The following is a 15,269-nucleotide window of genomic DNA, read 5'->3' on the forward strand; positions in this document are numbered from 1 at the left end:
CGAAATGAATAGAGAACACTTATTAATTTCAAATCAGTAATAAGCCATGAAAAAGTCTATTTTTATTTTATTGGGAGCAGCGCTCCTTTCCGTCCCGATATACGGGCAGGATAGTGGGATACCTTTCCAGAACACCATCAGGATCGAACAGGGCGACAGCCATGAAGTGATTATCGAGAAAGCAGCACATGTCGTGCCGACTCCGAACCAGTTGGATGCTTTACGGAATGAGTTCATCGCTTTTATCCATTTCGGACCGAATACGTTTACCCGGATGGAGTGGGGGAACGGAATGGAAGACCCGAAAGTGTTCGACCTGAAAGAGTTGGATACGGATCAGTGGTGCGAAGCAATGAAAGCGGCCGGGATGAAGATGGTAATCATAACCGTGAAACACCATGACGGGTTTGTTTTGTGGCAAAGCCGCTATACGAAACACGGCATTATGTCGTCCGGCTTTGAAGGCGGTAAGGGGGATATCCTGAAAGAATTGTCCGCATCCTGTCAGAAATATGGGTTGAAACTGGGTATTTATCTTTCTCCTGCCGACCTGTACCAGATCGAAAGTCCGGACGGATTATACGGCAATCTGAGTAAATATACTAAACGGACGATCCCTCGGGAAGTTCCCGGCAGACCGTTTGCCAACAAGAAAAAGTTTGAATTTGTGGTGGACGATTATAACGAGTATTTCCTGAACCAGTTGTTCGAGGTGCTGACAGAATACGGACCGATACACGAAGTTTGGTTCGACGGTGCCCATCCGAAACGGAAAGGCGGTCAGACATACAACTATCATGCCTGGAAAGAACTGATCCAGGCGCTGGCTCCGAACGCCGTCATTTTCGGCCGTGAAGGAGTGCGCTGGTGTGGAAACGAAGCCGGAGGAACGCGCCCGACGGAATGGAATGTCATTCCTTATCAGGCAAATCCGGATACGATGAGTAATTTTGCTGATATGACAGACCCTGTATTGGGGGATCGGGAGAAGTTATATCAGGGGAAATTCCTGCATTACCAACAGGCTGAAACCAATACGTCCATCCGTGAAGGCTGGTTCTACCGCGATGATACACACCAGAAAGTCCGAAGTGCCGATGACGTATTCGATATTTATGAACGGGCTGTCGGAGGAAACTCCACTTTCTTGTTGAATATTCCTCCTAACCGTGACGGTAAATTCTCTCCAGCGGATGTCAATGCTTTGGTAGAGACAGGAAAACGTATCCGGGAAACTTATGGTACCGATCTGTTCGACGGTGCACAGGGACCGAAACAGTTGCTTGATGGTAAAGAGGATACTTATCTGTTGCTGGACGGTGCCAACAAAGAATTTGTGATCACGACTCCTTCAGCTGTTACGATCAACCGTATCATGCTTCAGGAAGCAGTAGCAACTCATAGCGAACGGGTTGAGAAATTTGCGATAGATGCCTGGATCGGCGGAGCCTGGAAGGAAATTGCCGTATCTACCAATATCGGTTATAAACGTATCCTCCGTTTCCCGGAAGTGACGACCGACAAGCTTCGTTTCCGTCTGCTGGAATCACGCCTGATACCGGCTGTAAGTCATATTTCCGCCCATTACTATACATCCCGCCCTCCCCAGTTGAGTTTTAAACAGGATGTGAACGGACTGGTAACGATAGAACCTAAATTGCAGGACTTCGGTTGGAATCCTCACGGACAGAATGCGGCAGGTAACCTGAATGTCGGATATACCATTTATTATACGACGGATGGAACAGAACCGGGTGAAACTTCTGCAGAGTATAAAGAGCCGATCAAAACGGATCGCGGCGAACTGAAAGCAGTAGCTGTCCTGAAAGGAGAAAGGGGTGCAGTACACAGCGAACGCCTGGGACTTGCCAAGAAAGACTGGAAGCTGATCGGAGCAAGCAGTGAAACCAAGCGCCGTCCGGCTACAGCGGCTTTCGATGCTAAACCGGGAACTTACTGGCAATCGGAAGAGGGAACGTTGCCTCTTTATATCGCTATCGACCTCGGTTCCGTGCAAACATTGAACGGTTTTGCCTATACACCGCAAACCCGCAATTCCGAAGGCATGATGGCTAAAGGTGTCATCAAGGTAAGTGAGGACGGAAAGAACTGGAAAGAGGTGGAAAACTTTGAGTTCGGCAACCTGATCAACGATCCGAGCAAACGCTACCATTATTTCAAGAAGCCGGTATCCACCCGTTATGTCCGCGTGGAAGCAACGGAAATAGCGGCAGGCGGTAAAGAGGTTTCTATGGCAGAATTAGATCTGCTTTAATTGAAATTTGATTAAAAAGCTTTTGATGTCTCCGGAAAACAATTACTTTTGTTGCCCGGAGACATTTTTGTAACTAACATCTAATTATCATGAATATACGTGTTCTATCTTCTCTTCTCCTCTTTTTTTGTTGTTTGGCGTGTGCGGAAACACAAAAGAAAGAGTCGCTCGTCTTATGGTATAATGATCCCTCGGAAAGTTGGAATGACGCTCTCCCGATCGGGAATGGTCGTGCCGGTGCAATGGTGTTTGGCGGTGTAGATAAGGAACAGTTGCAACTGAATGAGAATACGCTTTACAGCGGTGAACCTTCAACGACGTTTAAGGATATCAGGATCACACCGGAAATGTTCGACAGGGTTGTCGGACTGATGAAAACCGGGAAATATGACCAGGCTTCCGACCTGGTCTGCAAACACTGGCTGGGACGCCTGCACCAGTATTACCAGCCTTTCGGCGATCTGTTTATCGAGAATAACAAGCCGGGTGAAGTCTCCGGTTACAGGCGGGAACTGAATATTTCCGATGCTGTTACCCGTACAGTCTTTGAACAGAACGGAGTACAGTATGAACGTGAGATTTTTGCATCCCATCCGGACGACGTTATCATCCTTCACATGAAGAGCAGTGCTCCCGATGGCCTGGACCTTTCCCTGAATTTCTCCTCTCCCCATCCCACGGCCAAACAGTCGGAAAGCGCTGACCGTCTGGTTTTGCACGGACAGGCACCAGGTTATGTGGAGCGCCGTACTTTTGAACAAATGGAAGCATGGGGTGACCAGTACAAACATCCGGAATTGTATGATGAGAAGGGAAACCGCAAATTCGATAAACGTGTGCTTTATGGTGACGAAATCGATAATAAAGGTATGTTTTTTGAAGCCCAGCTGAAACCTGTCCTGCCCAAAGGTGGTGATTATGAAATAACCGATAATGGTGTACATGTCTATAATACCGACGAAGTCTATTTTGTTTTAAGTATGGCAACCAGCTTCAACGGTTTCGACAAGAGTCCCAGCCGGGAAGGCGTAGATCCTTCTGCAAAGGCTGCCGGTATGTTGGAAAAGGCGCTGGCTTACGATTACAAACAATTGAAACAACGTCACATTGCAGACTACCGGAGTATGTTCGACCGTGTGGACCTGCAGCTCATTTCTACTCCCGAACAGAAGGCAATGCCGACTGACCAGCGTATCCAACAATTTGAAAACGATCCCGATCCGGATTTGGCAGCCTTACTGTTTCAGTTCGGGCGTTACCTGATGATCAGCGGTTCGCGTCCGGGCGGACAGCCGCTGAACCTGCAGGGTATATGGAATAAAGACGTTGTACCGGCCTGGAACAGCGGATATACGATCAATATAAATACGGAAATGAACTATTGGCCGGCTGAACTCACAAATCTGTCGGAGTGCCATGAGCCGCTTTTCCGTCTGATCGACGAATTGGCTGTCTCAGGCGCCGAGACGGCCCGTAATATGTACAACCGTCGTGGTTGGGTTGGCCATCATAACACCTCCATCTGGCGTGAATCGGTTCCGAACGATAACGTGCCGACTGCCTCTTTCTGGCCGATGGTACAAGGTTGGTTATGCAGTCATTTATGGGAACATTATCAGTTTACTCAGGATAAAGAATTTTTGAAGAACCGTGCTTACCCGTTGATGAAAGGGGCTGCCGAGTTCTTTTCCGACTGGTTGGTCGAAGATGGTAACGGCCATCTGGTTACTCCTGTCGGCGTATCTCCTGAAAACCGTTTCATCATGGATAACGGAAAACAGGGAGCGATGAGCATGGGACCGACAATGGATATGTCTATCGTCCGGGAAACATTTACCCACACCCTGGAGGTTGCCGAAATGTTTGGGCTGGACGAACCGCTCCGGACAGAACTGAAAGAAAAGTTACCCTGCCTGCTTCCTTTCCGGATCGGCGAACGTGGCCAGTTGCAGGAATGGATGTACGATTTCAAGGAATGGGAACCGAAACATCGTCATTTCTCCCATCTGTATGGCTTGTATCCCGGTGACCAGATTACCGCTGATGCTACTCCCGACCTGTTCGATGCCGCTAAACAAACACTGATCCTGCGCGGCGATGAAGCTACCGGTTGGTCGATGGGCTGGAAGATCAATTGCTGGGCACGTTTACTGGATGGCAACCATGCTTACAAGATCGTCTCTAATCTCTTTAACCCTGTCGGTTTCGGTAACGGACGCAAGGGGGGCGGACTGTTCAAGAATATGCTGGATGCACATCCGCCTTTCCAGATCGACGGGAACTTCGGTTATACGGCTGGTGTTGTCGAAATGCTGCTGCAGAGTCATGCCGGGTTCGTGCAATTGTTGCCGGCCCTTCCGGACGTATGGAATGAAGGAAGCGTATCGGGCCTGAAGGCTCGTGGTAATTTTGAAGTAGCCATGAACTGGAAACAAGGTAATTTGTCGGAAGCGACGATCCTTTCCGGAAGCGGTAACGAGTGCAGGTTGAGGACATCCCTTCCTGTTACGGTTAAACAGGGTAGTAAAGAGGTGGCGACTTCTTCCCCGATCACTTCCAACGGGAAAGAATACCATGAAGTAGTCTTTGCGACTGTTGCCGGGAATAGCTACCGGGTGAATCCGGTAACTCCCTGAGGTAGTCAGTATGACCTGGAAGATAGTTCTAGTTACCTGCCGATGAAATTTGTTGCCGACACTGTCGACAATATTGTTGACGCTGTCGAAAGCTTTGCCGACACTGTCGTTTATTTTGCCGACAGTGTCGGCAACAGTTTACATCAGCAGGTAATCATGGAAATATCCTATCGGATAAGAACTTACACTTAGATGATCACAAATATAAAGGACGTAATATAAATATAGAACTCTTATGAACAAAAAATTAACCTTATTAAGTACAGCTATGCTGTCGGTAACGAGTTTGCTGGCCGCAGACAAAAATCCGAACGTTATCCTGATATTGGCTGACGATATGCGTGGCTCTGCCATGAATTTCCTGGGTGTAGAAGATGTACATACCCCGAATCTGGATAAACTGGCTGCCGAAAGTACGGTCTTTTCCAATGCCCATATCATGGGGGGAACTTCCGGTGCCGTCAGTATGCCGAGCCGTGCTATGCTGATGACAGGGAAATATCTGTATACCCTGGAAAAACAGGGAGCGACTGTTCCCGACGATCATATACTGATCGGGGAAGCCTTGCAACAGGCAGGATATAATTCTTTCCATACCGGTAAATGGCATAACGGATACCAGGCTATGAACCGTTGCTTCAACGATGCAAAAGGTATCTATTTCGGAGGAATGTATGACCACTGGAATGTCCCCCTTTACGATTACAATGCAGACGGTAATTATGGCAAGAAACGTCCGGTCGTTAAAAACTGGGGGAAGAGTAACGAAGTGACGTATGAAGTCGGAGAATATATGTATTCAGGTAAACATTCCGTAGATATTTTTACGGAAGATGCCGTCGAATATATCGAAAAGCAAAAAGGAGCCGGCAAACCGTTCTTCCTTTCTGTTGCCTATATGTCCCCTCACGATCCGCGTACGATGCCGGATGAATATATGCGTCAGTACGACCGGGATAATATCCAGTTGCCGCCGAACTATATGGATAAGCACCCGTTCGACAACGGCGAACTGGTGATCCGCGATGAAGTGCTGGCTGCCATTCCCCGTGTACCGGATGAAATTAAAAAACACATTACGGAATATTATGCAATGATAACGCATGTAGACCGTCGTGTGGGCGATATCGTCAAAGCATTGAAAGAGACCGGAGAATATGAAAATACGATCATTGTCTTTGCCGGCGATAACGGATTGGCCGTCGGACAGCATGGTCTGATGGGGAAACAGAACGTTTATGAGCATAGCGTGCGTGTCCCTCTGATGATCAAGGGCACGGGGAATAATACCCAGGGAAAGATCAGCGATAAACTTTGCTATTTGATCGATGTCTTCCCGACCGTGTGCGATATGGTCGGTGCGGATATACCTTCCTCCGTAGACGGGGTTAGCCTTGTCCCTGCTATCAAAGAAGACAAGCCGGTACGGGATTACTTGTATTACAGTTACATGGATAACCAGCGTGCCGTATCCGACGGTGAATGGAAGTTGTGCGAGTATAATGTAAAAGGCGTGCGTACCACCCAGTTGTTCGATCTGAAGAACGACCCCTGGGAGATGACTAATCTGGCGGGAGAGAAGAAATACGGTAAGATCATCAAGAAGCTGCGTAAGCAAATGTCTTTGGAGCAGGTAGAAACGAAAGACAATTCGGCTTTCTGGAACGGATTTGTATTCTAAAATTACTATCTTTGCGGCTGTTTGAATAAAATAAAGAATTTAGAAATGGAAACAGTAGTAAGTGGCATCAGGCCAACAGGTAATTTGCATCTGGGGAATTACTTCGGAGCAGTAAAGAGTTTTCTGCAAATGCAGAATGAGTATAATTGCTTTTTCTTTATTGCAGACTGGCACTCCTTGACTACGCATCCGCGTCCGGCAAACATCCGCGAAAGTGCAAAGACGATCCTGGCTGAGTATCTGGCTTGCGGTATCGATCCGGAGAAGGCTACCATCTATATACAGAGCGACGTTCGCGAAGTGGCGGAACTGTATCTCTACCTCAATATGAATGCCGGTATCGGTGAATTGATGCGTACGACTTCGTTCAAGGATAAAGCGCGTCAACAACTGCATATCGACCGTGTGAATACCGAAGAAGGCGATGTCGAAAGAGAGATCTTTAACGAAGGGAACAAACATAGTGTAAATGCAGGTTTGTTGACTTATCCGACTTTGATGGCTGCCGATATCATTATCCACAAAGCTTTGAAGGTGCCGGTAGGAAAAGACCAGGAACAGAATATGGAGATGGCGCGCCGTTTCGCCCGCCGTTTCAATTCAACCTATGAAGTTGAGTTCTTCCCTGAACCTGCTTCTTTCCACCTGACAGAGAAGGCTGTGAAAGTGCCGGGTCTGGACGGTTCCGGTAAGATGGGTAAGAGCGAAGGCAATGCGATCTACCTGATCGACGACGAGAAAGCGATCAAGAAAAAGGTAATGAAAGCGGTAACCGATGCAGGTCCTACGGAACCGAACAGCGTGAAACCCGAGCCGATCGCTAATTTGTTTGCCATGATGGATATCGTATCAACAAAAGATACATACGACTTCTTCAACGAAAAGTACAATAACTGTGAAATCCGCTACGGCGATATGAAGAAGCAGTTAGCCGAAGATATCAATAATTTCTGTGCCCCGATCCGTGAACGTATTCTTGACATCCGTGCCAACGAAGAGTATATGGAAAAGGTTGCCCGCATGGGAGCAGAGAAAGCGAGCGCGAGCGCTGCCAGGACATTAGCGGAAGTTCGTGAGATCATCGGTTTCCGTCCGTATTGATAATAAGCTGATTATGAATGGAAAAGGCATGCAAAAGTTATACTTTTTGCGTGCCTTTTTATTATAATATATTTTTGAATACTACGTGCCATATAGAAGTTGTTTTGTCTGTTCTACATCAGCAATAAAGAATGGGTTTGAAAGTGAACGACGAGTGACCAGGTCTATTTTCCTTCGAAATAATTCTGACAGCTTATTGTGCAAGAGGAAGTAGTTGTCTGTATATTCCTCAATGGAAATATCAGGTTCAAACTCGATCAACAGATCTATATCGCTGTTTTCTGTGAATCTGGGAGTATTTACTGAGCCGAAGGCATAAAGACTCTTAACCTTATAGCGTAGACAAAGTTCCTTTAATGTTTCCAGTTTATTATGTAAGATGTGATTCATATTACCTCCTGTCTTTTTGTTCTTACAACAAAGATAGTAATCTTGTACATTCATATCAAGTTTGGTATTACATTAACTATCCTTTAGCTCATTATTTCTTAAATATGTGATAAAGAAGTTGAAATTTTACCTGATTATCAGGAAAACTGTTTTACTTTGCAGGGAATAGTTACAGATAACAAACGTATGGCAGCCATTTCCAGCGGAGAGTTTGAACGATATTTCAGGGAGTTATATAAACCCCTGTGTTTGTTTGCGCTCCGTTTTACCGAACGCTTAGATGATGCGGAGGATATTGTACAGCAAGCCTTTGCCGATGTATGGGATAAGAATATCAATGATGTGTTGATTGAGAATCTTAAATCTTATATGTATCAGGCTGTGCGTAATCGTTCCCTGTCGTTGGTCACGCAACCGGTCGATGTGCAAACCACCGATCAGTTCCCGGATATGGAAGACTCTTCCGAGGAAGAGCAGATCTACAATGCCGAACGTGATTCCCGCCTGTGGACGGCTATCGACGGTTTACCACCCGAACGCAAAAAAATCTTTTTACTTTCCAAACGCGACGGACTGAAATATCAGGAGATCGCCGAAGAACTGAACATCTCGATAAAGACCGTTGAGAATCAGATGGGTAAAGCATTGAAATCTTTGCGGGAGACAGCTGTGCGTATCTATAACTTTCTGTTTGGTCTGGCGTGACCAAATAAAAAATGAAACCGGAATAGGGGTTTTTCCCACTATCTCTGTCTTAGAGACAAAAGGTATTACAAATTTTGTTTCACTAAGAAAGAGAGTAATGATGATGAAGAAGATTATTTCTTGCGTGATGTTGATGATGATGTTGATGTGTGTGACAGAGGTTAGTGCACAGTGGTCTGTAACTCCTGAGGCCGGAATGAATGTGACGAAGTATAAGAATTCGCCTGCCGCGGTTGGCTTTAAAGCTGGTGCGGCTGTGAGTTATACTTTTGGTTCAGGATTGTTTTCACTTCAATCCGGCCTGTATTACGTACAGCGGGGAACAGGGAAATCGTTTTTCGGAACGGCTTATGGTAAAGGTGTAGATAAAGACGGAAAGGAGCAGGACCGCTATCTTTATTTCGCTCCGGAGTATTTGGGTTACGGAGGCTCCGGCGATTGGGGATCTTACGGAGGCTATTTCGGCTACGGCACTTATCAGAATGGTATCAGTGGATTTTTTCCGCAGGATATGCGGATAGAAGGTATCCGTTTGTCGGAAAGCAGTTGCCGTAGGGATTATCTGCAATTACCGGTTCTGGCCCGTTTTAACTGGAAGATTGGTAAGGATGTAAAGTTGCATGTGGCTGCCGGCCCTTATTTGGCGTATGGAATTTCAGGAAAGAAGAAATATACGTGGAGAGAAATCTCAGAAAAGGGATATTTATCGAATGCTGATTCTTGGAGTCCGTTTGGGAAAAACAGTAGTTATGAACGTTTCGACTGGGGCTTTATGCTTAATGCCGGTATTGAAGTAAAGCGCTTTACGCTCAACGCTTCTTATGATATGGGCCTGGGCAAAGAGTATAAATACGATGATATGGGTTTAAAATATCATACCGTAAGTTTTACAGTAGGATATAGATTTTAGATAATAAATAAATATGAACAACGAGCAGGAAAATAAATTGGAACAACGCATCCGTTTCGTAGCGAAACACTACGAGGAAGGACGTTTGGATACTGATAAGGCCTGGCAGCAGTTTGCCGCCAAGCATCAGGTACGCCGTACGGTCTCTTTCCGTCGCTACTGGATGGCAGCAGCTTCGGTATTGTTACTGCTCATTGGTTTCGGAACTTATTATATAACAGATCGTAATTCCCCCGAATGGGTAGCAATAACGACTATCCCGGGACAGATCAAGGATGTTTACCTACCTGACAGTACGCTGATATCGATGGCTGGAAGTTCTTCCATCCGATATGATGCGAAATCTTACGGAAAGGAACGGCGTGTGGTGGAGATGAAAGGAAAAGCCTTTTTCAAGGTGACGCGGAATGAAACACGCCCCTTTTCTGTTTATACTGAGCGGACGGAAGTCACCGTGCTGGGTACCAGTTTTCAAATAAACGAGCAACCGGACGGGACGGATGTGAATGTGATGACCGGTAAGGTTAGCTTCGGCGCTACCGGAAATGAAACGGACAAAGTGATATTAACTGCCGGCATGTCGGCTTCATACTCTATGGAAAGTAAAGGAATCACTCTACTTGAAGAAGAAGATCTTAACACCCTGTCGTGGAAAACCCGGCAGTTACGCTTCAATGATACCCCGCTTGAAAAGGTGATCGGCGATCTGAACGAATATTATCAGGTAAAAGTAATCAATAAAGCAGAAAATCCGAATCTGAAGCTGACGGCCACTTTCAATGATCTTCCGCTGGAAGATGTTTTATTGGTTATCAATCAGACGCTCGATACCCGCCTGGCTCCTGAATCCAATAAATAAGTAACCTATGGAACGTATATGGATATTGTTGACAGGGATTCTTATGCTTTTCTCTCAGGCAAAAGCCGGGGAAAGGCCCTTTGTCGTCAATCTCCCGGTTGAACCGACACCAACGGTTACGATGGATAAGCGGCAGGTCCCTTTACTGGAGATTCTTCAGGAACTGGAAAAGCAGACAGGTGTCTTTTTCTCTTATGAATCTTCGCTGTTGGATGAATTCCCCAAGATATCATTTAAGGCACAGGACGAATCTCTTTCCTATTGTCTGAAAAGGTTATTTTTCGCTTTGCCGGTAACATTCCGGCAGACAGGGCAGATCGTGATCCTGAAACGGAAGCCGCGGTTGTACACGATCAGTGGTTTTGTCCGTGATTCGGTGTCGTATGAGAGTTTGATCAATGCTACGGTCTTCGAACGTATGTCCAAAAGCGGGACAGCAACAAATAATTACGGTTTCTACAGTATCACGCTCCCTCCCGGAAAGGTGACCCTACGGGCCTCTTTTGTCGGGTTCGAGGTCAAGGAGATAACATTCGAACTGACTGGTGATACGTTGATCGATATACCTTTACACTCGGCAAAGGCATTGGGCGAGGTGGTCGTGGAGGGACTGAATCCCCGATCGGAAGTATTGAGTACGCGAACCGGGGTGGTGGATGTCCCGGCGCAACGCATCAAGTCGATGCCGGCATTGCTGGGGGAGACAGATGTGGTGAAAACCCTGCAACGACTACCCGGCGTTGCAGTAGGGACTGAAGGGATGACCGGACTGTATGTCCGGGGAGGTGATGCAGACGGAAACCTTTTTTTGCTGGATGGCAATCCGGTGTACCATACGAATCACTTGCTCGGTTTCTTCTCTGCCTTCAATCCCGATGCAGTTAAAAATGCCACATTTTATAAAGGAAGCTTTCCTGCCGAATACGGGGGAAGGCTTTCGTCGGTAGTAGACGTAAGGACCAATGATGGAGACCGCTATGAATATCACGGTAATTTGTCGATCGGTCTGTTGGCGTTGCGCGGAAACCTGGAAGGCCCTATCGTAAAAGGAAAATCCTCATTCAATGTATCTGTGAGGCGTACCTGGATGGAACTGATCACATGGCCTTTATTGAAGGCGATCAATGACGGGGAGGAGAATAAGATCAAAGGCGGTTACCATTTCTTCGATATGAATGCGAAAGTGAACCATTCCTTCTGCGACCGGACGCGTGGCTATATGAGTTTTTATATGGGAAGCGACAGCTATCTGAACGGCGAGGAAAAAGATGAGGAAGAGCGTGTTGGGAAAGACTTTCAGTGGCGTTGGGGAAATCTGATCGGTTCGGTCGGTATCAACCATATATTCAGTAATAAACTGTTTGCCACGTTTACGGCGGGTTATACACGTTACCGTTCGCATATACGGCAGGATAAGGAAGGATATACTTTGTCTGCCAACAGGACAGACCGGCAGTTGTTCAATCAGGAAAGCCATTACCGGTCGGCGATGGAAGATCTTAGCCTGCGTGCGTCTTTCGATTATCGGTTACATGAGAAACATCGTCTGAAATTCGGAGGAGATTATCTTTTCCATAACTTTCGTCCTGAGCAAAATACAATGAAAAGCTGGTATAAAGATTCCGTTAAATCGCAGGAGACCAATACCGTTTATGCCAATTCGCTGATCCATGGGCATGAAGTATCTTTGTTTGCTGAAGAGGAGATGCATGTGATCGAGCGTCTGACCGCCAATGTCGGTTTGCGGGCAACTGTTTTTCATGTGCAGGGGGAAACTTATTTTTCCATGCAACCCCGTTTGTCGGTCCGTTATCTGCTAGCCCGTCGTTTGTCTGCAAAGTTGTCTTATTCGAAAATGAACCAGTATATTCATTTGCTCTCCAATTCGTATATCAGCCAGCCGACGGATATCTGGGTACCCGTTACCCGCAATATCAATCCGATGAATGCCCATCAATATACAGCCGGCCTCTATTATACGTTGCACAGGCAATACAATTTTTCCGTAGAAGGATATTATAAACGGATGAATAACCTGATCGATTATAAAGATCGTATTCAGGTCGGTACGGATTATTCCAATTGGGAAGAACGGGTAGGTGTCGGATATGGCCGTGCATATGGCGTGGAGTTTATGGCACAGAAAAAGGCGGGCCGTCTTTCCGGGTGGATCGGTTATACGCTGTCGTGGTCCGACCGCCGTTTCCCGGACGAGAGTGTGAATAAAGGGCGTCGCTTCCCCTCCAAATATGACAATCGTCATAAAATCGATCTTGTGGCAACTTATAAGTTATCCCGTAAGGTAGAGCTGACAGCTGCGTGGATGTTTGCTTCCGGTAATCACATCACTATTCTGGATCAGCTTTATCATGGAGGAACCGGGCAGACGGATAATGGATATATGCAGGACGGATATCCGGTTATAGGAGATGATAACATAGGCTATGCAGCCAGTTCACGCAACAATTATCAGTTATCTCCCTATCATCGTCTGGATCTGGGGGTAAATTTCTATCGCTATAAAAAGAAAGGACGGTTGGGTGTTTGGAATTTAAGTCTTTGTAATGCTTACGGGCATCCGAATCCGTTTTCAGTCCGGACAAAATATTATACGAATTATGATACGGGGAAAAAGGAAGTTTTTTTGGAACAATCCATTCTTTTCCTATTTTTACCGTCTGTTTCCTACACGTATAAATTTTAAACGTTATGAAAAAGGAATTGTTTACCCTGTTACCGCTGTTATCGCTTCTATTCTGCATTGCCTGCACGCGTGATGTGGAACTGAAGATCGAGACGGTTTCTCCGGTATTGGTGTTGAACGCTTCCATAACACCGGACCGGGAAGTGGCAGCTTTTTTGTCGAAAAGTTGGTTTCTGATGGACAGTGTTCCGGAATATAATTTACCGGAAACGGGAGTGAAGATTGATGTGTATGTGAATGATACTTTCCGGGGAACGATGTCACGTTCGGATAATCCGGCGGATAGCAGCGAATATAAAGGGCAGTTCAAACTACCGGGGTGTTATGTACAGACAGGTGATAAGGTGCGGCTTGAAGCCGATGCTCCGGGATTCGACCCGGTAAGAGGCGAAACACTCATCCCTTCACAAACCGAAATAGCATTACTTGATACAGCCCGTATGATAACGTCGGGTTCGCTTCTTTTTCGGATCTATCTGACATTTGAGGATAAGCCTTTCGACCGGAATTATTATCGTCTGGTGGTAGAACGCCTGATTGAATACCGTAAGGGTGACCAGGTGAAATGGGTAAGCTCATTCTGTGATAGTAGGGGCGAATCACATCAGCTCTCCGGTGATCAGTTTGAAGTGCCGTCTCCCTGGGGGATATTTTCATTGTCTTATGATGATCCGGTTTTCCAACCGGGGATTCCTTCTTCGGGAATTAATGACGGAACGTATTGCCGTGGTGTATTTTCTGATGATATGTTTAATGGGAAAGAATATACGGTGACGAGTTCATTTTATCCGGTAAACTCCTTGGAGACAGATTCGGTAACTGCCATCGTACATTATGATGTCCATCTGTTATCTATTTCGGAGTCTTACTACAATTATCTGAAGGTGATTCGGAATTTTTCAATATCATTAGGCGACGCCTATGTGGATGGTTTGTTGGAACCATCTGAAACCTATTCGAACGTGATTGATGGATTCGGGATTGTGACAGGATACCGTATTTCCACCCGCCGTATAACAATGCCTTTTGGCAGTTTTTCGTACGAGTGGAGTAACAGTTATTATCCATTTGAATAGATTATATTTTTGAGCTATGCAACTTTTTATAGATCTCGATACGGGCTTCTCTCTCTGCCTGTGTCAGACTGGCCGGCAATTCAATAGTTGTTCGCGGACCTACTGAAACGAGTATTACTTCGCCAACACTTTTTTTATACTCTTTCAGTGAATTCTCAATTAATTGATTGGCCTGATTCCTGTCCGACCGCATGTTGATTTCCCTTTTCATACTTTTATATATTTAATTTTAAGTGATACTGCTCTCAGAGTCATTATTTTGGGGGGCGTTATTCTCGGATTCGCTTTCCAGACGGATATTTATTGCATTCATTCCCTTCAGGCCACGTTCCAGGTCGAATGTTACAATATCATTTTCTTCGATCTTCGAAAGCAAATTGTTTACATGGAAAAAGTATCTTTCGCCTCTCACCTGTTCTTTAATAAAACCGAACCCTTTTGATGTGTTGAAGAAATCGACTTTGCCTTTTAAGACAACCGGTTCCTCTTTTTCCTTTTTAGGTACCGAGATCAGTATTTCTTCCTGGTTAACCTCTTCTTTTTTGATATTCTCTGCCGGTGGGGTTGAAGTAATTACTCCATTCTCATCAACATAGGCGATCATATCCTCAAAACTGCTTGTCTTGCCGGATAGTTTCTTTTCTTCTTTCTTTTTTTGCTTTTCTGCTCGTTTAGCGAGTCTTTTTTTTTCATTTTCACGTTTATCAACTGTCATTGATCTTGCCATATAACTTTTGTTTTATAGGATAAATACTAAATGGAGTGAGGTGTATAATTAAAGGAGAGACCTGCTTAAAATAAATAAGAAGAACTGTGCAATAATGATTTATATCTCTAACTCTTTTACAAAGATACGAAAAAAAGGGGGATATTCCTGTCTGTTTAATTATTTTTGTCAGTCTTGGTAGGGGTATTTCTCAAAATTCCGTCTA

12 protein-coding genes are annotated in these 15,269 nt (G+C 45.6%); 9 read left to right on the forward strand and 3 right to left on the reverse strand.

The annotated features are described in order from the left end of the window. Nucleotides 1-46 precede the first annotated feature (46 nt). From IEY67_RS10275 to trpS, 4 genes are all read left to right on the forward strand, one after another. Nucleotides 47-2,275: an alpha-L-fucosidase gene (locus IEY67_RS10275; RefSeq protein ID WP_183668398.1), complete on the forward strand. Its 2,229-nt coding sequence runs from the start codon at nucleotides 47-49 to the stop codon at nucleotides 2,273-2,275. Nucleotides 2,276-2,364: 89 nt separating this feature from the next. Next, nucleotides 2,365-4,911 (forward strand): glycoside hydrolase family 95 protein, encoded by a 2,547-nt coding sequence (locus IEY67_RS10280; RefSeq protein ID WP_183668400.1) that lies wholly within the window; start codon nucleotides 2,365-2,367, stop codon nucleotides 4,909-4,911. 235 nt (nucleotides 4,912-5,146) lie between these two features. Further along, complete coding sequence (locus IEY67_RS10285) at nucleotides 5,147-6,592, forward strand: sulfatase family protein (protein ID WP_183668402.1); 1,446 nt, start codon at nucleotides 5,147-5,149, stop codon at nucleotides 6,590-6,592. A 45-nt stretch (nucleotides 6,593-6,637) separates the two neighbouring features. Then, nucleotides 6,638-7,693: a tryptophan--tRNA ligase gene (gene trpS / locus IEY67_RS10290; protein WP_122356940.1), complete on the forward strand. Its 1,056-nt coding sequence runs from the start codon at nucleotides 6,638-6,640 to the stop codon at nucleotides 7,691-7,693. 81 nt (nucleotides 7,694-7,774) lie between these two features. On the opposite strand, the gene IEY67_RS10295 is transcribed toward trpS, so the two are convergent. Next, complete coding sequence (locus tag IEY67_RS10295) at nucleotides 7,775-8,083, reverse strand: nucleotidyltransferase family protein (protein WP_122373769.1); 309 nt, start codon at nucleotides 8,081-8,083, stop codon at nucleotides 7,775-7,777. 186 nt (nucleotides 8,084-8,269) lie between these two features. Here IEY67_RS10295 and IEY67_RS10300 point away from each other — a divergent pair, with 186 nt between their 5' ends. The 5 genes from IEY67_RS10300 (at nucleotide 8,270) to IEY67_RS10320 (ending at nucleotide 14,337) form a co-directional block, all read left to right on the forward strand. Further along, nucleotides 8,270-8,788 (forward strand): RNA polymerase sigma-70 factor, encoded by a 519-nt coding sequence (locus tag IEY67_RS10300; RefSeq protein ID WP_122356942.1) that lies wholly within the window; start codon nucleotides 8,270-8,272, stop codon nucleotides 8,786-8,788. A 103-nt stretch (nucleotides 8,789-8,891) separates the two neighbouring features. Next, nucleotides 8,892-9,698 carry a porin family protein gene (locus IEY67_RS10305; RefSeq protein ID WP_229801020.1) on the forward strand — a complete coding sequence of 269 codons (807 nt, stop codon included), beginning with the start codon at nucleotides 8,892-8,894 and terminating at the stop codon, nucleotides 9,696-9,698. A gap of 13 nt (nucleotides 9,699-9,711) precedes the next feature. After that, on the forward strand, nucleotides 9,712-10,557 hold the full coding sequence (locus IEY67_RS10310; RefSeq protein ID WP_183668406.1) for a FecR family protein: 846 nt from the start codon (nucleotides 9,712-9,714) through the stop codon (nucleotides 10,555-10,557). Nucleotides 10,558-10,564: 7 nt separating this feature from the next. Further along, nucleotides 10,565-13,261 (forward strand): TonB-dependent receptor, encoded by a 2,697-nt coding sequence (locus tag IEY67_RS10315; RefSeq protein WP_183668408.1) that lies wholly within the window; start codon nucleotides 10,565-10,567, stop codon nucleotides 13,259-13,261. Nucleotides 13,262-13,266: 5 nt separating this feature from the next. Continuing rightward, nucleotides 13,267-14,337, forward strand: a complete 1,071-nt coding sequence (locus tag IEY67_RS10320; protein ID WP_183668410.1) for a DUF4249 domain-containing protein — start codon at nucleotides 13,267-13,269, stop codon at nucleotides 14,335-14,337. A gap of 1 nt (nucleotide 14,338) precedes the next feature. Here IEY67_RS10320 and IEY67_RS10325 read toward each other — a convergent pair whose 3' ends face one another. After that, on the reverse strand, nucleotides 14,339-14,548 hold the full coding sequence (locus tag IEY67_RS10325; protein WP_122356952.1) for a hypothetical protein: 210 nt from the start codon (nucleotides 14,546-14,548) through the stop codon (nucleotides 14,339-14,341). An 18-nt stretch (nucleotides 14,549-14,566) separates the two neighbouring features. Then, entirely contained in the window at nucleotides 14,567-15,064 is a 498-nt protein-coding gene (locus IEY67_RS10330; protein WP_183668412.1) for a cold-shock protein, read from the reverse strand. Between the last annotated feature and the right edge of the window lie 205 nt (nucleotides 15,065-15,269).

This window comes from Parabacteroides faecis (assembly GCF_014647375.1).
Lineage (GTDB): Bacteria > Bacteroidota > Bacteroidia > Bacteroidales > Tannerellaceae > Parabacteroides > Parabacteroides faecis.